Genomic DNA, 21,701 nt, shown 5'->3' with positions numbered 1-21,701 from the left:
CCCGACCGACGGCCGGGGGCTCGGCGCTCCGCCGCCCGACGACGCCGACAATGTCCGACGACGCCGACGATGTCCGACTACGCCGACGACGCCGACGATGCCTCCGGACGCGGCCGCACGAGGTTCGCGAGCGCGACGAGGACGCCGAGGAACCAACCGAGCGGGACGGAGATCCCCACCCACATCAACACGTAGCCGAGCCCGGGAAGCCCCCACTGTTCGCCGAACGTCTCCAGATCGAAGCTGGCACGGAGGAAGTCGTTCAGGCCGCCGACGAAGAGGAAGGTGTCGAGGATCCAGACCGCGAGGTCGTAACTCGGCGGGAGAATGATCTGTTCGAGCGTCGGCGTGACGAGCGCCGCGACGACGGGCGGAAGGAAGAACGCCGTCATCGCGAACGGATACGCGAGCAGCACGCTGACGAACCGGCCGCCGACCTTCGAGAACGTGGCCGCGAGCGCCGTGGAGACGGTGGCGACGATGCTCGCGGCGCCGACGGCGATCACGTCGTCGGGCTGCAGTTGGAGGTGGGTGATGAGCGTCAGCGTCCCCCAGACGATCGCCGCGACGATCACCGCGCCGACGACGCCGATCCGTGTCAGCGCCGAGTCGAGTCTGGTCGCATAAAACCGCGTCGCAAAGCCGAGGAGCAGGAGCGGGTAACCGATCGCCACGAGCGGCGCGCCGAGCGCCGCCCAGAGGTAATATCCCAGCTTCTGGGGCGTCGTCTCCGGCTTCCACTTCCCCAGCACCGTGCTCGGATCGAGTTGGCGGGGAAAGACGACCTCCATCCACGTCTCGTGGAGCCGGACGACATCCAGGAGGAGCGCATCCAGCAACCCGATCTGGCCTCGTCGTTCCATTCGTCCGTTCGTCACTCGCGCGTTGACGTGAACTTTGTGCCTCGGCCCCGTCGCAAGAACGTCGTGTCTCGGCCCCGTCACGGAGACGTCCAGGCGGACCGTCACGGAGACGTCCAGGCGGACCGTCACGGAGACGTCCAGACGGGGACTGACGCACGCGGCGTGTGTGCCCGAGATCCGGGAGACGAAAGCTTGAAACGCCGTTCGGGCGAACCGCGGGTATGGAACTGCGGGTCATCGAGAAGACCGACACGGAACTCCGCATCGAGATCGCGGGCGAGGATCACACGTTTATGAACGTGTTGAAGGGCGCGCTGTTGGAGAGCGAGGGCGTCGCCGCCGCGACCTACGACATGAATCCCGAACAGTCCGGGGGCCAGACCGAGCCGGTATTGACGATCAAATCGGCGGACATCGATCCGCTGGACGCGCTTGAGGCGGCCGCCGCCGATATCACCGACCGGACCGGCGCGCTACGTGACGCGGTCGGAGCGGCCGCATAGGCCGCGTCGGCGATCCGGCCGCACGCCTGTGATGAACCGTCGAACCGGCCCCCTCGCTCCGAAACGCATAACATCGTCCCGGCGGAAACGCAGGTATCATGCCGGTCGATCCGCTCTTCGTCCTACTTCTGCTGGCACTGTTGGGGCTCTTTTTCTTCGGCTATCTGCTGGTTCGGCGTACCCTCATCGGGCTCCGTGAGGGGTACGAGGAAGGACAGCGATAACGATGGCGCTCGTCACGGTCCTCACCTTCCTCGTTGCTGGCTTGGCCAGCCTCTTCATGGCGTGGTCCATCGGCGCGGGATCCTCGGGATCGACGCCGTTCGCCCCCGCGGTCGGCGCGAACGCGATATCCGTGCTACGTGCCGGCTTGATCGTCGGGATCTTCGGCTTTCTCGGGGCCGTGCTTCAGGGTGCGAACGTCACCGAAGCGGTCGGCACCGAGCTGATCGGCGGGGTGACGCTCACCGCCGGTGCCGCCATCGTCGCGCTCGTCACCGCCGCGGGCCTCGTCGCCATCGGCGTCTTCACCGGCTACCCGATCGCGACCGCCTTTGCCGTCACGGGCGCGGTCGTCGGCGTCGGCCTCGCGATGGGTGGCGACCCGGCGTGGGCGAAGTACGCCGAGATCCTCACGCTGTGGATCCTCACCCCGTTCGTCGGCGGCGGCGTCGCCTACGCGGTCGCGCGGGCGCTGATGGGCGAACGGTTCCCCGAACGGCTGTTGACGGCCGGACTTGCCGGGCTCGTCGGAGTCATCCTCGCGAACGTAGGCTTCGCCCTCCTCGGCCCCGACGGCGAACAGGGCTCGATCGCCGGCACCCTCGCGCCCGGCCTCGGAACGGATGGCTTCAGCGGCATCGGCGCGGTCACCCTCGCCATCGCCACCCTCGTCGCCGTCGCGGTCTACGCCGACCTCGGCCGGGACCGGGTGGGTGCCCAGCGACGGTTCCTGCTCGCGATGGGCGCGCTTGTCGCGTTCTCGGCCGGCGGCTCGCAGGTCGGGTTGGCGATCGGGCCGCTCGTGCCCGTCTTCGGCGGGGCCGGGGTGCCGCTGTGGGCGCTGCTCGTCGGCGGCGGGTTCGGGCTGCTGCTCGGGTCGTGGACCGGCGCGCCACGGATGATAAAGGCGATCGCACAGGACTACGCTTCGATGGGCCCCCGGCGCTCCATCGCCGCGCTCATCCCCTCGTTCGCCATCGCGCAAGCCGCGGTCGCGTTCGGGATCCCCGTCTCGTTCAACGAGATCATCGTCTCGGCCATCGTCGGCGCGGGCTATGCCGCCGGCGACGCCGGGGTGAGCCGCCGAAAAATGATCTTCACCGTGCTCGCGTGGACCGGCTCGCTCGTCGGATCCCTGCTGCTCGGGTTCGGCGTGTACTCGGGTGTGTCCCTCGTCCTCTGAGGGGACGCCGGCCGGTCGAATGGCGCGGGCCGTGGGTCGATGATACGGTATAAGTAGCGGGCGAAACGAGTCGCCGGTATGGCCACCATCGGATTCATCGGCGGCAGCGGCATCTACGAGTCGCTGCCGCTTTCGGACGTGCGCGAGGTCGAGTTCGACACCCCTTACGGCACCCCGAGCGACGCCGTCACGATCGGCGAATTTGCGGACACGGGCCGGGAGGTCGCGTTTCTCCCGCGACACGGGAGCGACCACGGTTCCTCACCGACCGACCTGCCGTACCGCGCGAACATGTACGCGCTTAAAAAGGCAGGCGTCACCCATATCTTCGCCTCGAACGCGGTCGGCAGCCTCAAAGAGGAGCTCGCACCGGGCACGCTCGTCGTCCCCGATCAGATCTTCGACCGGACGAGCAACCGCGAGCTCTCCTTTTATGGCGACGGCGTCGTCGTTCACCAGCCGTTCACGGAGCCGTACAGCCCCGAACTCGTCGATCACCTAAGTGAGGCCGCACGGACCGCCACGGACGGGGACGTGCCGGTGGCGAAAGGCGGCACGTACGTCTGTATCGAGGGGCCGCAGTACTCGACCCGCGCGGAATCCGAGTTCTACCGCGCGCAGGGATGGGATCTGGTCGGCATGACGGCGATCCCCGAGGCGAAGCTGGCGCGCGAGGCGGAGATCGCCTATGCGACGGTCGCGGGCGTCACCGACTATGACGTCTGGAAGGCCGACAACGAGGTGACCCTTGAGGAGGTGTTGGAGAACGCCGAGCGGAACCGAACGGCGATCACCGCGGCGGTTGAAGAGGCGATCCGCACCCTTCCCGAGGACCACACCTGTGCGGCACACAGCTCGCTTGAGGGGACCGTCAACACGCCGACGGAGGCGATCCCGGAGGCGACACGCGAGCGCGTCGAGCCGCTGCTCGGTGAGTACTTGTAGGTGGCTGTAGGCACCTGTAAGCACGACGGAGACGGCCCGATCTTTTATAACCGAAAACGGGACCAACCCGGTCCATGACGGAGCACCATTCGGGAACTCCCGACCGCAGCAGAACCGACTTCTGGGCCGACCAGCGGGCGATAGAGGGGCTGCCGGTTCGGCTGGTGATCGCGCTCGTCGTCGGGGTCGCAAGCCTCAGCGTGATGATGGGGATGATCGGCGACATCGACGGGCTCGCCGCGACCGAACTCGACGCACAGCCCGAACCAGAGGTGACGACGCCGGGCGACCAGTCGATCGACGTCGCGGTCGTCGATCCGGACGGCACGCGCATCGCCGACGCGACGGTCATCGTTCGCGGCGGCTCCGCGCGGATCGACGGCGTCGCCACCGCGACGACGGACGAGGACGGGATCGCCACGGTCGACGTCGCGCCGGAACTCGGTCCGAACCAGCCGGACGGGACGCTCACCATCGACATCAAGCCGCCGGCGGGCAGCGACTACGTCGACGAGCGCGAGAACACGAAGGTGCTCGTCGTCGCGGAGTGAGCGGACGGTCAGCCGTGGGCGTCCCAGTCGATCCACTCCCGTTCCCAGCCGTGTTTCGCGGCGCGCCCGCGTTTCGCGAACTCCGCGTCCTCACGGCGGGTGCGGTTTCGCTCGACGCCGAACTGCTCGCCGTCGACGAGCATGGGTCGGAGGCGGGCGGGGCCGGCCGTTTCGACAAGCCGAAAACCGGCCGGCACCGTGGGCGAGCCCGCCGTGTCCCCGACGATCGGTTCGGGATCGGCCTCGGAGACGACGTCGGATCCCTCGGGCGCGGAGGCGACCTCGGATCCCTCGGGCTCGACGGCGACGATCGTCTGTATCGCCGTGCCATGTGGATAGACCAGCCGACCCCCATCGGTCAACTGCTCACGGAGCGGTCGAGGGGGCTCGACGACGGCCGCCTCGAGCAGGATCCGGTCGTACGGGGCATACTCGGGGAGACCGACGGCCCCGTCGCGACGGTCGACGAGGACGGCGTCATAGCCCGCGTCGGCGAGGTTTGATCGTGCGAGGTGGACCGCGTCGCGGTCGATGTCGATCGCATGCACGCGTTTCGCCCCGACGATCTCCGAAAGCGCCGCGGCGGTGTAGCCGATCCCCGCACCGACGATGAGGACGGAATCGTCGGGGTCGGCGTCAAGCGCCGTCAACATCCGGGCGACGGTCGCGGGTGCGAGCGCACGGGTCCCCCCGTGTTCAGATGCACGATTGGCGTACGGGGAGTCCTCGATGAACCGCTCACGCGGGACGCGCTGGAGCGCGGTCAGGACGGACGCGCCGAGGGGTTCACCGATCTGGTGTTCGATCCCCTCGATCATGTCCGTCCGCAGCGCCGATTCGTCCATAGGTTCCCTGCGCGTTCAGTCCCCTAAAACCGTCCGTTTAGAACGGCCGCCGGTCCGGGACGACCGTCCGTCCGGAATGGGACGATCGGTGTCGATCACTGAAGCGGAACGAACCGAACGCCGCCGTGATCCTCACGATCGACGTCCCCGTCGGCGCGAACCGTGAGTCGGACGAGTCGCTGACCGCCATCGGCGCCGACCGGGGCGACGACGTGGCCCCCGGGTCGGGTTCCCTCGACGATCGGATCCGGGACCCCGTCCGCGGCCGCGCAGGTAAGATAGGACGCGTCGAACGGTCCCGCCGACGGGCAGCCCGCCCGACCGTCGCCGACGTGAACGACGACGTCGTAGCCGAGACCGGCGAGGCGCTCCCGGGCGGCGTCGGCGAGTTCGGGAACGTACTCGACGCTGTGGACGTTCCCCGGGCCGACGATCTCGGCGACGACGGCGGCGTGATAGCCACAGCCGGTACCGATCTCGAGGACCCGGTCGCCGCGGTCGACCGCGATCAGATCGACCATGATGGCGACCATGTGTGGGGCACTTATCGTCTGTCCGTGGCCGATAGGAAGCGGTCGGTCGGCGTAGGCGGCGGACCGACGGGCCGGCGGGACGAACTCGTGACGGGGGACCGCCTCGATGGCCGCAAGCGTTGCCTCGCTCACGTCCGTTCGACGACGGAGACGGTCGACGAGCCGTCGCCGGGCCCGCTCGTGGTCGTCGTGCCCCTCGTCGTCACGGGTAGTCATGTGTCCCCCTATCACGCCGGGGCGCCTGAAACCACCGGTCGAACCGGTCCGCATGGGGGCGATGGCCGATGAGATGGGGCAGTCGATCGTGAGACCATACCACATGAAACCGGGGATCAGGCGGATGTTGGCGGCTGAGGACATGCTTCAAGCCGAGGAGAAACACTATCCTTTTGACCCTGCTGTCGGTACCGTTCGGTATAATGGGCCGACGCAAGAAGATCGTTCAAGAATGTGAACGGCTGATGGACGAGCCGGAGAACATCCGGAACATTGCCATCGCCGCCCACGTCGATCACGGGAAGACGACGCTCTCGGACAACCTGCTGGCGGGTGCGGGGATGATCTCCCAGGACACCGCGGGCGAGCAGCTCGCGATGGACACGAAGGAGGACGAACAGGAGCGCGGGATCACGATCGACGCGGCGAACGTCTCGATGACCCACGAATACGAGGGAACGAACCACCTCATCAACCTCATCGACACGCCGGGCCACGTCGACTTCGGTGGCGACGTCACCCGTGCAATGCGTGCAGTGGACGGCGCGCTCGTGGTCGTTGACGCCGTCGAGGGAGCGATGCCACAGACCGAGACCGTGCTTCGGCAGGCGCTCCGTGAGGGCGTGAAGCCGGCGCTCTTTATCAACAAGGTCGACCGCCTCATCTCCGAGCTCCAGGAGGGCCCCCAGGAGATGCAGGAGCGGCTCCTCGCGGTCATCTCGGACGTCAACGAGCTGATCCGCGGGATGACCGAGGACTACGACGACATCGACGACTGGACCGTCTCCGTCGAGGAGGGAACGGTCGGCTTCGGCTCCGCGCTGTACAAGTGGGGCGTCTCGCTGCCGTCGATGCAGCGAACCGGCATGGACTTCGGCGACATCATCGATCTGGAACAGGCCGACAAACGCGACGAGCTGCACGAGAAGACGCCGCTTTCGAACGTCGTGCTCGACATGGTCTGTGAGCACTTCCCGAACCCCGTGAAGGCGCAGCCGATGCGGATCCCGCGGATCTGGCGCGGCGACGACGAGAGCGACCTGGCCGAGTCGATGCGGATCGTCGACGAGGACGGCGAGGTCGTCTTCATGGCGACGGACATCTCGATGGATCCCCACGCCGGCGAGATCGCGACCGGCCGCGTCTTCTCCGGCACCCTGGAGAAGGGTCAGGAGCTCTACGTCTCCGGGACGGCGGGGAAAAACCGCATTCAGAGCGTCGGGCTGTTCATGGGGAGCGAGCGCGAGGAGGTCGGTCACGTTCCCGCCGGCAACATCGCGGCCGTCACCGGCCTGCGCGATGCCATCGCGGGTTCGACCATCTCCTCCGTCGAGATGACGCCGTTCGAGTCGATCGAACACATCTCCGAGCCGGTCATCACGAAGTCCGTCGAGGCACAGAACATGGACGACCTGCCGAAGCTCATCGAGACGCTCCAGCAGGTCGCCAAGGAGGATCCGACGATCCAGATCGAGATCAACGAGGACACCGGCGAGCACCTGATCAGCGGTCAGGGCGAGCTGCACCTCGAAGTGATCACCCAGCGCATTCGGGACAATCAGGGCATTCCGGTCATCACCGGCGAGCCGATCGTCGTCTACCGCGAACAGCCCCAGCAGCAGTCCCGCGAGGTTGAGGGCGTCTCGCCGAACCGCCACAACAAGTTCTACCTCACCGTCGAGCTGCTCGACGACGAGATCGTCGAGGCGATCCAGCTCGGCGAGGTCTCGATGGACATGCCGGAGCTGGAACGTCGCGAGGCGTTACAGGAAGCCGGGATGGACAAGGACACCTCCCAGAACGTCGAGGACATCCACCGGACGAACATCCTCATCGACGACACGAAGGGGATTCAACACCTCAACGAGACGATGGAGCTCGTCCTCGAAGGGCTACAGGAGGCGCTCGACGACGGGCCGCTGGCCGCCGAGCCGGTGCAGGGAGCGCTGTTCCGCCTGCACGACGCGAAGCTCCACGAGGACACGATCCACCGCGGACCGGCACAGGTCATCCCCGCCGTCCGCGATGCGGTTCACCGCGCGCTGATCGACGGCGAGGTTCGGCTGCTGGAGCCGATTCAGGACGTCCGTATCGACGTGCCGTCCGAGCACATGGGCGCAGCGTCGGGCGAGATCCAGGGTCGCCGCGGCCGCGTCGACGACATGTACCAGGAGGGTGACCTCATGGTCGTCGAGGGCATCGCGCCCGTCGAGGAGATGATCGGGTTCTCCTCGGACATCCGCTCGGCGACCGAGGGTCGGGCGTCCTGGAACACCGAGAACGCCGGCTTCCGGGTGCTCGTCGACAACCTGCAGCGCGAGACGATCATGGAGATCCGCGAGCGGAAGGGGATGAAGCTCGAACTGCCGGTCTCCATCGACTACATTTAAAAGGGCCGCCGTGGGCGTCGGAGTTGGCGCCCGACTGTCGTCGGCCCCGTTTTTATCCTCGTGTCCGCGGCTTCGATCGCTTCGTCCGTGGAGCGACGGCGACCACATCGGGGGCAACGAATGCCAACGCCGAAGGCTTATACCTCCTGCCCCAACTTCGTTTATGCATGCAGACGGGTAGGAACCCCGATCGGCGTATCGAGATAGCGCGAGCGAGCGACGGCTCCGCGTCGATCACAGGGGGACGGTTGGCGTCGCGGGCTCGGACACGCTTGACGCCGCGGGCACGGTTGACGCCGCGGGCTCGGGCACTCGACACGCCGGAGCGGGTGTCGGGGGTGAGGACCCGATGACCGCCCCGGAGTTCGACGGGGTCGACGGCGTCGATCCGGCCCTCGGGTCCGCGAGCGATCCCTCCCCCGACGGCGGTCACTCGCCGGAGCCGTCGACACACACCGTTCGGCTGGAACTCGTCGACGAACCCGGGCAGCTGCTGGCTGCATTGCAGCCGATCGCCGACAGCGGCGGAAACCTCCTATCGATCTATCACGAACGGGGGAACAAGACGCCGCGCGGTCGGATCCCCGTCGAGGTCGACTTCGAGGCGACCGAAGAGCGGTTCGAGGCGATCGTCGAGGCGCTCCGCGAGGCGGGTGTGAACGTGATGCAGGCCGGCACGGAGGAGTACGCCGAGGAACTCACGGTCGTCGTGTTCGGGCACCTGATCGACACGGACCTTTCCGATACGCTCACGCGGATCGAAGGCTGTGCGTCGGCCTCGGTCGCGGACGTCTCGCTCGCAGCACCCCGTGGAACCGAGGACGTCTCGAGCGCACGGCTGCGCCTGGAGGCACGTGCGGGCGAGACGGCAGCCGCGCTCGAAGCCGTCCGGTCGATCGCCGAGGAGAAGGGGCTTCGTGTCGTCGAGCCGCTCGCGGGGGTGGAGGCATGAAACTCGCCGTCATCGGCGCCGGGGCGGTCGGCCGGTCGGTCGTCGAGTTGGCCGGCGAGTACGGTCACGAGGTCGTCGCCGTCGCGGACTCCTCGAGCGCGATCGTCGAACCTGACGGCGTCGACGCCGAGGCGGTACTCACGCGCAAAGCGGAGATCGGCGTCGTCGGCGACGATGACCCCGACGACGCGCTTGCGGCCGACTACGACGTGTTGGTGGAGGCGACGCCGACGACCCTCGGCGACGCTGAACCCGGGTTCTCCCACCTCAAGACGGCCCTCGAGCGCGATCGACACGTCGTGCTCGCGAACAAGGGACCGGTCGCCGAACGGTTCGGCGACGTCCGGGCGCTTGAGGCGGACAGCGCGGGCGGCGTTCGCTTCGAGGCGACCGTTGGCGGGGCGATCCCGGCGATCTCGACCGTCGAGGACGTCGAGCCGAGCCACGTGACGGCGATCCGGGGCGTGCTCAACGGCACCGCGAACTTCATCCTCACCCGAATGGCGGCCGAAGGGCTCGATTACGACCACGTCCTCGCGGAGGCACAAGACCTCGGCGTCGCGGAGGCGGATCCCTCCTTCGACGTCGAGGGGACCGACGCGGCGTTGAAGTGTGTCATCCTCTCAAACGTGCTCTCGTTCGGGGCGGCGGCGGACCCGTCGAGCGCGCGGGAGTTCACGCTCGCGGACGCTGCGGTCTCGGGGATCCGTGACATCCCGGGATCGGCGCTCCGACTCGCCGCCGAGGACGGCCGGACCGTCCGGCTGATCGGCGAGGCGACCGGCGAGACGGTCCGGGTCGCCCCCCGATTGATCCCCGAGAACGGAACGCTCGCGGTGAACGGGACACAGAACATCGTGCAGATCGAGACGACCCATGCCGGTCGGCTCAACATCTCCGGGCGCGGGGCGGGTGGCCCGGAAACCGCGAGCGCGGTCCTCGGTGATGTCGGCCGGCTGAAATAGCCCACGTGTCGAACTCCCGATCGTGCGCCGCCCTCGCGTGGTGGCGTGTGTCAGGAATCGCCGGACGGCGGCGGGATCGACTGTGGTACGTATCGAAACCGTTTTAGTGGAATCTACCGAAACCTACTCACAGAGCGCCTTAGCGCGTGATTACCCCATGAGTGACAAACCGCACCAGAATCTGGCCATCATCGGCCACGTCGACCACGGAAAGAGCACGCTCGTGGGCCGACTCCTCTTCGAAACGGGGAGCGTCCCCGAGCACGTAATCGAGCAGCACCGCGAGGAAGCCAAAGAGAAGGGCAAGGGCGGATTCGAGTTCGCCTACGTGATGGACAACCTCGCCGAGGAGCGCGAGCGTGGTGTCACCATCGACATCGCCCACCAGGAGTTCGACACGGACAAGTACTACTTCACCATCGTCGACTGTCCGGGCCACCGTGACTTCGTGAAGAACATGATCACGGGTGCCTCCCAGGCGGACAACGCGGTCCTCGTCGTCGCCGCCGACGACGGTGTCGCGCCCCAGACGCGAGAGCACGTCTTCTTGGCCCGAACGCTCGGGATCAACGAGCTCATCATCGCCGTCAACAAGATGGACGTCGTCGACTACGCGGAGTCGACGTACGACGACGTCGTCGAGGAAGTGAAGACCCTGCTCAAGCAGGTTCGGTTCAACACCGACGAGACGACGTTCGTTCCCATCTCGGCGTTCGAGGGCGACAACATCGCCGAGGAGTCCGACGAGACGCCGTGGTACGACGGCCCCACCCTGCTGGAGTCGCTCAACAACCTGCCCGAGTCCGAGCCGCCGACGGACGCGCCGCTCCGGCTCCCCATCCAGGACGTCTACACCATCTCCGGTATCGGAACGGTCCCCGTCGGACGGATCGAGACCGGTGTCCTGCAGACGGGTGACAACGTCTCCTTCCAGCCGTCGGACGTCGGCGGCGAGGTGAAGACGGTCGAGATGCACCACGAGGAGGTCCCCAAGGCCGAGCCCGGCGACAACGTCGGGTTCAACGTCCGTGGGATCGGCAAGGACGACATCCGCCGCGGCGACGTCTGTGGCCCGGCCGACGACCCGCCGACGGTCGCAGAGACGTTCAAGGCGCAGGTCGTCGTCATGCAGCACCCCAGCGTGATCACGGCCGGTTACACGCCCGTCTTCCACGCGCACACGGCGCAGGTCGCCTGTACGATCGAGCAGATCGATCAGAAGATCGACCCCGCCTCGGGTGAGGTCGCCGAGGAGAACCCGGACTTCATCAAGTCCGGCGACGCCGCCGTCGTCACCGTCCGCCCGCAAAAACCGCTCAGCATCGAGCCGTCCGGCGACATTCCGGAGCTCGGCAGCTTCGCCATCCGCGACATGGGTCAGACCATCGCGGCCGGCAAGGTGCTGGAAGTCAACGAGCGATAATCGATGCAGCAGGCACGCGTCCGCCTCGCCGGCACCAGCCCCGAGGACCTCGACGACATCTGCGACGACGTCCGCGAGATCGCGGACTCGACGGGGGTCGCCCTGTCGGGACCGATCCCGCTGCCGACGAAGAAGCTGGAGATCCCGTCGCGAAAGTCCCCGGACGGTGAGGGGACGGCGACGTGGGAGCACTGGGAGATGCGCGTCCACAAACGGCTGATCGACATCGACGCCGACGAACGCGCGCTTCGACAGCTCATGCGCGTCCAGGTGCCGAACGACGTCAGCATCGAGATCGTCCTCGAGGACTAAGCGCTAGGGCGCATCCGCGCCACGCTCTCACCGCGGGTTCCGTTTTCCCATTTTTCCGCCCGTGAGCGACCGCCCCGTCAGTCGAACGTCGATCCGGGATGAATCAGCGAGTGTCCAGCAACCGAATCCGACCCGCGAGGAGCCCGCAGAACGCGCCGACCGCATGGGCGATCAGCGCGACGCCGGGGGCGGCCGTAAGGAGGGTGAGAACGACCGCGATGGCTCCAAAGAGGGCGATCTGTGCGCGAGGGGAGAGCCGGAGGCGGTCGAAGAGGGTCGCGCTGGCGACGTTGCCGGCGAGCAGGTAGCCGCCGAGCGCGAAGACGGCGCCGCTTAACCCGAGAACGGCCGGTGCAGAGCCGAGGAGGCCGCCGAGGGTGACCTGTGTGATCCCCGCAAGTGCGCCGGTCGTAATCACGAAGGCGTGGAACCGCGCCCGGGTGGTGTGGCGTTCGACGAGCGGGCCGACGATGAGGAGGGCGATCGCGTTCCCGAGAAGGTGTTCGATCGAGCCGTGCGCGTAGACGCTTGTCACAACGGTCCAGGGCGCGACGGAGATGGGAGGGGCGAGCGCAAACGCCCACGCGAGCCCGACGACGCCGAGGGCGAGTTGGGCGACGCCGACGAGACAGACGATCGCGAGCGTTTCGAGCGTGGCGCGCATACCCGTCCTTGGCGGCGGAGCAGTATAAATCCGTGAACGCTTGTGGTGGCTGGAAAGACGACCGTGTGGCCGATTGCCCCTTCCAGGAACCCGAAAAGGGAAGGTACAAATACGAACGTCGACTGTGATCGGATGCGGGCTCGTAGATCAGCGGCAGATCGCTTCCTTCGCAAGGAAGAGGCCCGGGGTTCAAATCCCCGCGAGTCCATCGCGATTTCTCTCGAAGATTAGGGACGGTAGAACCGTCTCTCAGAGCCCATACGAGGAGTTCTGGATGTTGGTATATATATGATCAGGGTCATTGGTCTGGGGGAGTTGAACGAGATTCCTCTTGCACCCTCTCGCGTGCTGGTGATCAGCGTAGTGAAATCCGAACTGTCGAACACATCGTGGGACAGGGCTTCCTGCGTAACCACCGTCGCGGGGAGCACCCCAGTCTGGCTTCATATATCGATCGAATAGTCAGGAAAATAAGCGGGGGTGAGGGACGGTGACTGGCAGAAGCGGAATCAATGAAGATCCTCTCACGGAAGGTTCCGTGACAGCCGCGTTCACTGCGGCAATTGATTGGTTCTCCCAACAACTTGACACCGAGCTTCCAAAGGACGTCCAATATTCCACTCCTAGAGAGTACTATCGCGACGCTCGGGGCTGGGGTGAGGACACGATAGAGGCGAAACAGCTCGGGTACGCCCCAGCCGACACTCACGACCGGCTTTTAGCATACCTACACCGGCGGGGGTTCGATCGGAGAACGATCATCGCGACCGGGCTATTTCAGGAGCGAGGAGACGGGAACCTCTCGGCAGCGTGGTCCGGGCGGTATGTCCTCCCGTATCTCGACGAGGACGGCCGCGCCGTGTTCGCGATCACACGGGCCCTCGACCCGGCGCACTCCGCCGACTGGGCGGGTCGGTACGGTGAGGAGGACGACCCGGCAAAGTACCACAAGATCGCCGTCTCCAGCGACGAGGTCGTTGTCGAGGAGCCGATTTACGGCCTCGACACCGTCCGCGAGGGGGAGCCGGTCATAATCACCGAAGGGATCGCCGACGCGATCACGGCCCACCAAAACGGGCTCCCGGCCCTCTCCCCGGTCACGACCACGTTCAAAAAAAGCGACCGCGAGGACCTCCTCGACGTCCTACAGGCGTACGACGTCCCCCGAGTGTATATCGTTCAAGACGCCGAAGAGCCGTCCTCCGCGATCGACGAAAACGACCGACTGACACTCCCCCAGTACGGGGAGGGTCTCCGCGGCGCCGTCTCGACGGGCGCGTTCCTCACCGAGGCCGGCGTCGACGCCCGGATCGCGGAACTTCCACGACCGGGCCTCTCAAAGGTCGATCTCGACGATTACCTCATAGAGTGGGACGGCGACCTCGCTCCGGTCCTCGCGGCCGCGGTCCGTGCGACGGACCACCCGGCATATACCGAGCCGTCGACCAACTCCTCGCAGAGCGACACCGAGGACCGAGACACCTCGACGGTCTCGTCCTCCAACGGTCGGTCGGCGCTGTTCGACCTCGACATTACCGACGTGACCGGCCTAAGTGAGGGCGATCGTGGAAAGAACCCACTCGGACACCACGGGGAAAGTGAAAATTACTTTGTCGTCAAGAGGGCGGAGCTTGCGACCGATTTCAAGTACGGAGTTAGTTACAACGCGCTTACGTACATCCTGGTCGAGGCCGACGGACGACGCGCCGACGACCCCGACGGGAGTCTCGACGACGACGAGGTCTTTACAGCATGGAAACACGCCAAGGACCAGAGTTACGTCTCGAACGACGACCCGGTCCCATACCGCGGCCTAATTGGCGTCGCTCTCAAGGACGGCCTCGTCCACGCCGACGACCTCGTCCGCCGTGATACTGATACCGGAGAGGTCGTCGCCGATCCCGAGGACCACGACGGGAAAAGCTACCGGGCGCTGCCGTCGGGCGCGTATAACCAGGTCCTCGACCATATCTCGGAGGAGTACGACGTCGATCCCGGCCGGGAGCCGGTGGGGGCGTTCGACGGGGAGGAGGACGACTCCGGCGAGGAGTACCGCGACGACCCGCGGGAGATCGGCGCGACCGTCGACGTCCGCCGCGCATGGGACGCTGCCGCGCGTGTCACACCCGACGAGGTCGAGGGCCTCGACGCGGCGCCCGACGCGCCCGAACGGTTCGCGTGTCCCGCCACCGGTGAGGCCGTGGACGTCGTCCGCGCCGTCGCCGTCGCCGAGGGGATCGTCGACGGTCCCGAGGACGACCTCGGAGACGCATACGCCGAGGCGTACGCGACCGCTCGCGACCAGTACGAGGCGCCCCTCCCCAAATACTACACGACACGCGACGCGATCGCGGAATTCGACGCCGTCCTCGATGTAATCGGAGAGGCGACGTTTTGGGACCTCGACACCGACGCCCTCGCGACCGAGGTCACGGCGGAGGGCGACGAGGTCGGCGGCGAGGCCGCCCGCGCGTTAAATCCCGCCTGGCGCGACTCCGAAGGTGAGGCCTCGGTGCTTGTGTTCCCGAGCGGGACGGTGTGGGACGCCGACACCGAGCGTGTCCTCGACGTCGTTCGGTTCGCCGCCCTCGACGCGGGGATCGTTCGACACCCCGACGACCCGCTCGAAGGGTCCGACTTTGTCGACGCGTACGCTGCCGCTCGCGACCAGTACGGAGCGCCCCTCCCCCGGTGGAAACCCGCCGAGGACGGCTCCCGCGAGGTCACGCCCCAACTCCCAACCGCCGAAGAGCTGGTCGACGCCCGCGAGCTCGATGGTGTCGATCCCGACGCCCTCGACGAGGCGCGGGCCGACGTCGAGGAGCTTATCGGAGACGCGACCGCCGAGGACGGCTCCCCGACCGTCGTCGCCGCGCTGCCGGCGACGGGAAAGACGACCGGGACCGTCAAAACGGCGCGCGACCGGCCGCTTTCGTACCTCGCACCCCGGAAGGAGTTACAGGCCCAGGCCCTCGAAAAGGCCGACCGCTGGGGCGTCGACGCCCGGATCCTTCCCGTGTTCGCGGAGGAAAACGTCCGCGACGACGTCCTCGCGGCCGCGACCAAGTACATCCGCGAGGGCGGAAAGGACCGGCTCCGCGACCGGTGGTCGCTGGTCTCCCGAGCGCTTGAGGGCACCGGCGGAGACGACGAGGACGTCGACGTCGAGGACATTTTTGTCGAGGAGGAGACCGACGAGGACGACGTCGATCTCGACCGCCCGACGTGTCCCGTCGCCGACGGTGAGTATGGGCCCGCCTGGGCGCTCGTCGTTCACGTCGCCCGCCGCCTCGGATACACCCCTCGCGAGATTCATACCGAGGCCGCTGGGTTGTTTGGTGCCGATCTCCCGTGTTCGGAGGACGGCGCGACGTGTCCGTATACCGAAGGGTGGGAACACGCGAGCGACGCCGACGACACCGCCGACCTCCTCGTCGGGTCGTACGTTCACGCCCACGTCGCGAGCGTTCGGACGGCTTACAGCCGAGACGCCCACGGCCGCGTCGACACCGCGCCGCGAGCCGTCGTCCTCGACGAATTCGTCGGGGAGGCCTTTACCCGGGAATTCGACGACCTCGCCCCCGATCATGCGACGTGGCTCGCCCGGTCGCTCCGCGAGGACGTCGAGGACCAGCGGGATATGTACGAGGCCGACCTCTCGGGCGACGAGTGGGTCCGTGCGTGGCTTGAGGGGCGCGTCGACGACCTGGACGCCGTCGACCAGGCCGTCGCCGCGCTCGCCCGCATGGGCGACCTCCTCGACGCTCGCGAGGACGCCGGCGAGATACTCTCGGAGGTCGACGACGATCTCCTCCGGAACCTCGGTGTCCGCGAGGCGCTTGAGGACGTCTCGACCGGCGACGACGCGGCCGAGGCGTTCCGCGACCTTACCGACGCGCTCGACGCGCTCGACCCCGAGCAACCGGGCGCGGGTGTTGAACGGTGGATCCGACCGGCCGTCGTCGAACCCCTCGCGAGGGCGACCCTCTCGGGTGTGTCGAACCCCGACCTCGCCGCGGTCGAGCTGGGCGAGCTGCCGATCGCGGGCGACCTCCGACTCCTCGTCGAGGAGGCCGTCGAGGCCGTCCGTGACGGGACCGAGGCCGCCTCCGCGCGGCTTAACGCGGCGATGACGGCGCTCCGTGGTAGTCGCGAGGGGTGCCGGCGCCTCGCCGCCTGGGCGACCGACGGATACGCACACCCCGACGCCCATCACCTCCTTGAGGCCGTGGTCGCCGACGAGCCGCGCCGGATCCATACTGACGCCTGGGCGTTCGACGACCGCGCCACCGACGGGACGACGCTTGACGTCGTCGACACCCACGGCCGCGCGACGACCGTCCTCGACCGAAACGGTCACGGCGCGTTATTACACAACCCACCCGCCCGGACCGACGCCGGCGGTGAGGACGTCCCTCTCGTCGCCCTCGACGCGACCGGCCGCGCAGAGTTGTGGTCCGTCGCGCTGGGCGAGGACGTTTCCGTAGACGATATTCACGACTCAGCGGCCGAACGGGCCACGTTCCTTGAGGACGCCCTCGACCTCCGCGTCCTCCGCGCTGCCGACCGGCCGCGGTACTACGAGGGCTCGCCCGCATCGAAGGACACCGACGGCGACGTCGCGCTCCTTGAGGCGCTCGCCGAGGAGTACGCCGGGATCGACGCCCCGCGACGCCGCGACGAGGCCGCCTCGACCGTCGGGAAACCCGCGGCGATTACGACGAAAGGCGTTCGCGAGGTCCTCGAAAACGATGCGCGTCTTGACGGTGTCGTCTCCACGTGGGAGAACTACGGGAACCTCAAAGGATCGAACGAGCTGGGCGACCAGCGCCTCGCCGCTATCCTCGGGTGTCAACACTACGGCGACCACGCGATCGAACGGTTCGCCGCGCTCGGCGGTGAGGAGGTCGACACCGACCGCCGCTCTGGGCGCGGCGCTGACCTCGCGTACGGATCCGAAATCGGCGACGCCTATCTCAAACACATGACCGAGGACCAGACCATGCAGGCGATTCTCCGGTTCGCGAGGGGTGGCTCCGGCGCAACCGTCGTTGCGAGGACCTCAGCGCTCCGCAGCGATCTCCCAGTCGTCGGCGAGGGACAGGTCGTCGAAACGTGGTCGGAGACCGCGACCAAGATCGCCAGTCACTACCGGACACTGGGCCGCGAATTCACGACGGCCGACGTCCGCGACGTCGTCGACGTCGGTCCGCGCCAGGTCCGCCGTGTCCTTGCCGAGCTCGCCGACGCCGGATACATCCGCCGGGTCAAGGAGGCTGACGGCCGGGCCACAACGTACGAACGCGTCGAAGACCCGAACGCCGGGGAGGTTGACCTTCCCAGCCGCGAAGAGGCCGTCGCGCCGGTCGAACCCGGAAACTCCGCGACTAAGGAATGTTATACATGGAATGTCCGGGTTCAGGGTAGAGATCCGGGCTCAACGCTCGGCACAGTACTGCCCGAACAGTCGCCGTGGGCTGCGCCCCCTGCTCCGGATACGTTTGACGGGGTCGAACCCCCCTCCTGACACGAACGACGACCGGCTTGCAAGCCCTCCTTGACAGCAATGCGTATGTCTTGTTCCCCGTATCCCGCTAAATTACAAAGTTATGGCTCTGTTGAAATCCTTAATCAGTGATAGCATTGAGCGATCATGCTGAATAAACAGCGCGAATGTAGCGTACCGGGCTTGAGCAGCATGAGTTGGTTTCGGCACAGCATGTTCGCGACAGAAACAGCGAAGTACCGTATGAGTGCAGCGGATCAGCGAACAGAGAACGCCCACTCGTTCTCGGGTAACTCCGCCAGATGTGACTCAACCTGCTCGGCGTGTGCGTGCCCGAGATCGCGGAAGATGTCGAGGCTCTGCTGGTAGTACTCCCGGGCCTCCTCGTACTCGCCTAGGCGCTGGGCGACCACTCCGAGGTTTTTGAGGCTTTTGGCCTCGCCGGCCCGGTCGCCGATGTCGCGGTTGATGTCGAGGCTCTGCTGGTGGTACTCCCGGGCGTCCTCATACTCGCCCAGATTGCTGGCGACCACTCCGAGGTTGGTGGCCTCGCCGGCCCGGTCGCCGATGTCGCGGAGGATGTCGAGACTCTTCTGGTAGTACTCCCGGGCGTCCTCGTCCTCGCCCAGCGCCCCGGCGACCACTCCGAGGTTGTTGAGGCTTTTGGCCTCGCCGGCCCGGTCGCCGATGTCGCGGTTGATGTCGAGGCTCTGCTGGTGGTACTCCCGGGCGTCCTCGTACACGCCCAGCACCTCGGCGACCACTCCGAGGTTGTTGAGGCTTTTGGCCTCGCCGGCCCGGTCGCCGATGTCGCGGAGGATGTCGAGACTCTGCTGGTAGTACTCCCGGGCGTCCTCGTACTCGCCCAGCACCTCGGCGACCACTCCGAGGTTGTTGAGGCTTCTGGCCTCGCCGTGCCGGTCGTCTACTTCCCGTGCCTCTTGCAGTGCCTGTTTGTATTCCGCACGGGCCTTCGGGTACGCTCCACGTTTGCGGTGGGCGTGCCCGCGGGTGGTGACGATCCACTGGCTTGTGTCCTCCGAGATGGCCTCGGGAAGTTCGTATCGCGCAGTCTTCGTCGTCCCGAACAGCGGGGCCAGCACCGGCCAGCGCTCGCCTACCTCGAAAATCGCCTCAACGTATTCTGCTGCCGCCGCTCCCGGGTCGTCGGCAATCGACGCGAGCACTGCCGAGTCAGGGAACGCGCGGGCCAGTTCCTCCCGGTGGGTCTCGTCGTCACAGAGTCGGAACAGCGCATCCAGACACCGCCCCACGCGGGGTTCCGACCGATCGCGGAGCCGACTCGTTGCCTGCTGTGCGGCGTGCTCGCGGGCCAGGTGCCGTAGGTATAGTGTCGACCAGAGTTCGTGAGTGGTCCGGACCGGTCCCTCGTCTCCACTGGTCCGGTACAGGAACCACCCCTCCAGGGCCGCACGAATATCGACAATCTCGTCGTGTGTGTCGATGTCGTGGCCGTATTCGGCCGCGAGCGCGTGAACCAGTTCGGGATGGATACCGATTCCGGCGGCGTTCAGGAGGTTCACCATCACGCCGACGTCGGCGAGCAACGCTGGATCGAACCGCGAGAGGTCCCGCACCGCGTCCTCGCTGCCGGGATTGTGTAGCGTCTCGTACCGGGATCGAACGTGAGCTTCAAAGCCCGTTTCAGTCCCCTCGCGGTCAATTGAATCCCACCCGACCGGCAGATGGAACGACAACAGCAGGAACGCGCCGAACTCTTCGGCGTCCTCGCCCGTGATTTCGGCGTAGAGGTGGGCCGGGTCACGCCCGACTGTCCGTCCGGTCGCCTCCTCGAAGGCGTTCACGACTCGCACGATATCCGTGTCGGTGATCGCCGGCAACTGATATTGAGGAAGCCGGTCGAGCAGGTCACCGAGACGGCGTTTCGTCCGGTCGGTCGCCTCACCGGCGCCGAACTGTTCGAATTCCCCGCGGCGTGCGTCGAGTAGGAAACTCACCGTCGGGGTGTCGCCATACTCCTCAATGACACCTAGGATTGCGTTAGCCGCTTCGCGGACGGCGTCCTCAACGACAACAAGGACATGCCCCTCACTCCGGTCGATTGCGTCGCTGAGCGTACCAGTACTCTGGAACTGGCCGTCGCCGCGCCCACTCTCGCGATACAGCACTGGGCCGGTCTCTTCGGCCTGATACCACTCGAGGGCCACCTGCTTGCAGAGCGTGCTCTTGCCAGCGCCCGGCCGACCAACAACGATACGATTCTGGCCGGCTTCCAACGCGTCAATGAGTTCGGCACTGGCAGTCGTCTCCTCTTGATGCCCACTCCGAGCCGCCGGGATGCCCGCATGGACGTCGGCGAGCGTAAACGTCGTCTGCCAACACGTCTCGGGCGACGGGCTCACCCGCTCGAAGTAGACCGACGAAAGCTGGCGAAAGCCCTCGTTGCGGATGTCCTGGGTCAGCAACCGGTCGACATCCTCTTGCAGCGTGTCGAGCCGTTCCAAGAGGTCCCTGATTTGCTCGACAAGCACGAGGTTGGTTTCGGCCTCGAAGACAGCAGCGAGTTCCTCGTCGCGCGCAACGCGGCGTTCGAAGTCGGCGACTGCGCGCCTGTAGGCTCGCGTCAGTGCCCCTTCGATGGCCGCGCGGACGTCCGCGTCTTCTCGCATGGCTACCCCGACACCCTCGTTGACGGCCCCGATTGCCTCCGCGAGACTAGCGATGGCCGCCTCCTCGTCCTGAAAGAGGATGTCGATTTCTTCGCGTGCGTGACGGGAAGTAGGGTCTGGCGCTGCCTCGGTGATGGCGAGGTGTTCGGCGACGGCTCCCCAGTCAGTGGTTACGCCTGCGAGTTCGTTAGAATCGCGGCGTTCGTTTTCTTCTTTGATGGCCTGTTCGAGCGCTTTGTTGAACTCGGTGGCGACGCCGCTAATGGCCTCTGACACCTGGCGATGGCGCAGCGCGGCCCGTACTTTCCGGGCACCAACGCCCGTCCCAGCTGTCAACCCCGTCGCGAGCAGATTGATTGCGAGTGATTCGAGCATATGTCTGGACTGGCTGACTGGATGAGTGAGGATAATGCCGGGCCGAGTATTATAGGTTTAGTGATAGGGCCCATCAGTAGGCCAGCGGATTCTGACGCTGTCCGCTATGTCGGTTAACGGTACGAGATGGAAGACCACCGTGCTGAACTCACGCTCTGTATCTCGCACGACGCACGAAACCTATCACTATCGGAGGGTTTCAACAGAGCTAGAGGTGCGTATAATCTCCGTCCGTGTGGTGGACTGTTCGGTAATCTCATCAATCAGCTGGAACACTGACCCACGATCGGCCTCGCCATACTGCTGGACACACGTTTCGAATGCGCAACTGCCACCGATTGCTAACATCTGGATAAACTGGGATCGGGTGTCAGGCTGCTTAATCCCGGACAGGAATCGACGCGACCTCCTCACACTTCAGCACGCTACCAGGTGCCTACCACCGCACAATAGCTTTGATCTAACCGATGGGTTCGCCAGTTTATCGGGAGGTGTCTGGGGCAGCATCATCCGTATTCGGATAAGCGAGAGAATCGCGTGACGTAGGGCTAATCGCCGAAACTATCACCGTAGGATGAGATGGGGAGGGTGGTATGCGCCTC

Annotated in this window: 16 protein-coding genes and 1 tRNA gene; 12 read left to right on the top strand and 5 right to left on the bottom strand. The window is 66.3% G+C overall.

Features of this window, described 5'->3' with window-relative positions:
• Positions 1–77 precede the first annotated feature (77 nt).
• Positions 78–836 (bottom strand): hypothetical protein, encoded by a 759-nt coding sequence (locus CHB65_RS07495; RefSeq protein WP_089384540.1) that lies wholly within the window; start codon positions 834–836, stop codon positions 78–80.
• A gap of 248 nt (positions 837–1,084) precedes the next feature.
• Between CHB65_RS07495 and CHB65_RS07490 the strand changes: the two genes are divergently transcribed.
• From CHB65_RS07490 to CHB65_RS07475, 5 genes are all read left to right on the top strand, one after another.
• On the top strand, positions 1,085–1,366 hold the full coding sequence (locus CHB65_RS07490) for a DNA-directed RNA polymerase subunit L (protein WP_089384445.1): 282 nt from the start codon (positions 1,085–1,087) through the stop codon (positions 1,364–1,366).
• A 98-nt stretch (positions 1,367–1,464) separates the two neighbouring features.
• Positions 1,465–1,590: a DUF7859 family protein gene (locus CHB65_RS17895; RefSeq protein ID WP_281251559.1), complete on the top strand. Its 126-nt coding sequence runs from the start codon at positions 1,465–1,467 to the stop codon at positions 1,588–1,590.
• Positions 1,591–1,592: 2 nt separating this feature from the next.
• Positions 1,593–2,771 (top strand): inorganic phosphate transporter, encoded by a 1,179-nt coding sequence (locus tag CHB65_RS07485; RefSeq protein WP_089384444.1) that lies wholly within the window; start codon positions 1,593–1,595, stop codon positions 2,769–2,771.
• Positions 2,772–2,849: 78 nt separating this feature from the next.
• Complete coding sequence (gene mtnP / locus CHB65_RS07480; protein WP_089384443.1) at positions 2,850–3,716, top strand: S-methyl-5'-thioadenosine phosphorylase; 867 nt, start codon at positions 2,850–2,852, stop codon at positions 3,714–3,716.
• 74 nt (positions 3,717–3,790) lie between these two features.
• Positions 3,791–4,267 carry a DUF7382 domain-containing protein gene (locus CHB65_RS07475; protein WP_089384442.1) on the top strand — a complete coding sequence of 159 codons (477 nt, stop codon included), beginning with the start codon at positions 3,791–3,793 and terminating at the stop codon, positions 4,265–4,267.
• Between the two features lie 8 nt (positions 4,268–4,275).
• On the opposite strand, the gene CHB65_RS07470 is transcribed toward CHB65_RS07475, so the two are convergent.
• The gene (locus CHB65_RS07470; RefSeq protein WP_089384441.1) at positions 4,276–5,112 is read right to left on the bottom strand and encodes a protein-L-isoaspartate O-methyltransferase family protein; all 837 of its coding nucleotides are present in this window, start codon (positions 5,110–5,112) and stop codon (positions 4,276–4,278) included.
• Positions 5,113–5,207: 95 nt separating this feature from the next.
• Positions 5,208–5,861 (bottom strand): protein-L-isoaspartate(D-aspartate) O-methyltransferase, encoded by a 654-nt coding sequence (locus CHB65_RS07465; RefSeq protein ID WP_089384440.1) that lies wholly within the window; start codon positions 5,859–5,861, stop codon positions 5,208–5,210.
• Positions 5,862–6,064: 203 nt separating this feature from the next.
• On the opposite strand from CHB65_RS07465, the gene CHB65_RS07460 reads away from it, so the two are divergent.
• The 5 genes from CHB65_RS07460 (at position 6,065) to rpsJ (ending at position 11,903) form a co-directional block, all read left to right on the top strand.
• On the top strand, positions 6,065–8,251 hold the full coding sequence (locus CHB65_RS07460; RefSeq protein WP_089384439.1) for an elongation factor EF-2: 2,187 nt from the start codon (positions 6,065–6,067) through the stop codon (positions 8,249–8,251).
• 349 nt (positions 8,252–8,600) lie between these two features.
• Complete coding sequence (locus CHB65_RS07455; RefSeq protein WP_089384438.1) at positions 8,601–9,203, top strand: amino acid-binding protein; 603 nt, start codon at positions 8,601–8,603, stop codon at positions 9,201–9,203.
• On the top strand, positions 9,200–10,168 hold the full coding sequence (locus CHB65_RS07450) for a homoserine dehydrogenase (RefSeq protein ID WP_089384437.1): 969 nt from the start codon (positions 9,200–9,202) through the stop codon (positions 10,166–10,168). Before CHB65_RS07455 ends, CHB65_RS07450 begins: the two co-directional genes overlap by 4 nt.
• A 157-nt stretch (positions 10,169–10,325) precedes the next feature.
• Positions 10,326–11,591 (top strand): translation elongation factor EF-1 subunit alpha, encoded by a 1,266-nt coding sequence (gene tuf, locus CHB65_RS07445; RefSeq protein WP_089384436.1) that lies wholly within the window; start codon positions 10,326–10,328, stop codon positions 11,589–11,591.
• Between the two features lie 3 nt (positions 11,592–11,594).
• A complete protein-coding gene (rpsJ, locus tag CHB65_RS07440; RefSeq protein ID WP_089384435.1) occupies positions 11,595–11,903 on the top strand; it encodes a 30S ribosomal protein S10 in 309 nt (102 codons plus the stop codon).
• A 103-nt stretch (positions 11,904–12,006) separates the two neighbouring features.
• On the opposite strand, the gene CHB65_RS07435 is transcribed toward rpsJ, so the two are convergent.
• Complete coding sequence (locus CHB65_RS07435; protein WP_089384434.1) at positions 12,007–12,567, bottom strand: rhomboid family intramembrane serine protease; 561 nt, start codon at positions 12,565–12,567, stop codon at positions 12,007–12,009.
• A gap of 136 nt (positions 12,568–12,703) precedes the next feature.
• Between CHB65_RS07435 and CHB65_RS07430 the strand changes: the two genes are divergently transcribed.
• Together CHB65_RS07430 and CHB65_RS07425 are read left to right on the top strand one after the other, a co-directional pair.
• Positions 12,704–12,775, top strand: a tRNA-Ala gene (locus tag CHB65_RS07430).
• 330 nt (positions 12,776–13,105) lie between these two features.
• Positions 13,106–18,094: a hypothetical protein gene (locus CHB65_RS07425; protein WP_179213608.1), complete on the top strand. Its 4,989-nt coding sequence runs from the start codon at positions 13,106–13,108 to the stop codon at positions 18,092–18,094.
• 236 nt (positions 18,095–18,330) lie between these two features.
• Here CHB65_RS07425 and CHB65_RS17615 read toward each other — a convergent pair whose 3' ends face one another.
• Positions 18,331–21,099 (bottom strand): tetratricopeptide repeat protein, encoded by a 2,769-nt coding sequence (locus CHB65_RS17615; RefSeq protein ID WP_218818924.1) that lies wholly within the window; start codon positions 21,097–21,099, stop codon positions 18,331–18,333.
• Positions 21,100–21,701: the final 602 nt, after the last annotated feature.

This window comes from Halorubrum vacuolatum (assembly GCF_900188065.1).
Taxonomy (GTDB): Archaea; Halobacteriota; Halobacteria; order Halobacteriales; family Haloferacaceae; genus Halorubrum; species Halorubrum vacuolatum.
The sequence above is the reverse complement of the archived record's forward strand: the minus strand, read 5'-3'. Positions and strand labels throughout refer to the sequence as shown.

What these genes read in the sequence shown, in the direction of transcription:
- CHB65_RS07490 (WP_089384445.1), top strand. Translation starts at nt 1,085, where the DNA reads ATGGAACTGCGGGTCATCGAGAAGACCGACACGGAACTCCGCATCGAG.
- CHB65_RS17895 (WP_281251559.1), top strand. Translation starts at nt 1,465, where the DNA reads ATGCCGGTCGATCCGCTCTTCGTCCTACTTCTGCTGGCACTGTTGGGG.
- CHB65_RS07485 (WP_089384444.1), top strand. Translation starts at nt 1,593, where the DNA reads ATGGCGCTCGTCACGGTCCTCACCTTCCTCGTTGCTGGCTTGGCCAGC.
- mtnP (WP_089384443.1), top strand. Translation starts at nt 2,850, where the DNA reads ATGGCCACCATCGGATTCATCGGCGGCAGCGGCATCTACGAGTCGCTG.
- CHB65_RS07475 (WP_089384442.1), top strand. Translation starts at nt 3,791, where the DNA reads ATGACGGAGCACCATTCGGGAACTCCCGACCGCAGCAGAACCGACTTC.
- CHB65_RS07470 (WP_089384441.1), bottom strand. Translation starts at nt 5,112, where the DNA reads ATGGACGAATCGGCGCTGCGGACGGACATGATCGAGGGGATCGAACAC.
- CHB65_RS07465 (WP_089384440.1), bottom strand. Translation starts at nt 5,861, where the DNA reads ATGACTACCCGTGACGACGAGGGGCACGACGACCACGAGCGGGCCCGG.
- CHB65_RS07460 (WP_089384439.1), top strand. Translation starts at nt 6,065, where the DNA reads ATGGGCCGACGCAAGAAGATCGTTCAAGAATGTGAACGGCTGATGGAC.
- CHB65_RS07455 (WP_089384438.1), top strand. Translation starts at nt 8,601, where the DNA reads ATGACCGCCCCGGAGTTCGACGGGGTCGACGGCGTCGATCCGGCCCTC.
- CHB65_RS07450 (WP_089384437.1), top strand. Translation starts at nt 9,200, where the DNA reads ATGAAACTCGCCGTCATCGGCGCCGGGGCGGTCGGCCGGTCGGTCGTC.
- tuf (WP_089384436.1), top strand. Translation starts at nt 10,326, where the DNA reads ATGAGTGACAAACCGCACCAGAATCTGGCCATCATCGGCCACGTCGAC.
- rpsJ (WP_089384435.1), top strand. Translation starts at nt 11,595, where the DNA reads ATGCAGCAGGCACGCGTCCGCCTCGCCGGCACCAGCCCCGAGGACCTC.
- CHB65_RS07435 (WP_089384434.1), bottom strand. Translation starts at nt 12,567, where the DNA reads ATGCGCGCCACGCTCGAAACGCTCGCGATCGTCTGTCTCGTCGGCGTC.
- CHB65_RS17615 (WP_218818924.1), bottom strand. Translation starts at nt 21,099, where the DNA reads ATGCTCGAATCACTCGCAATCAATCTGCTCGCGACGGGGTTGACAGCT.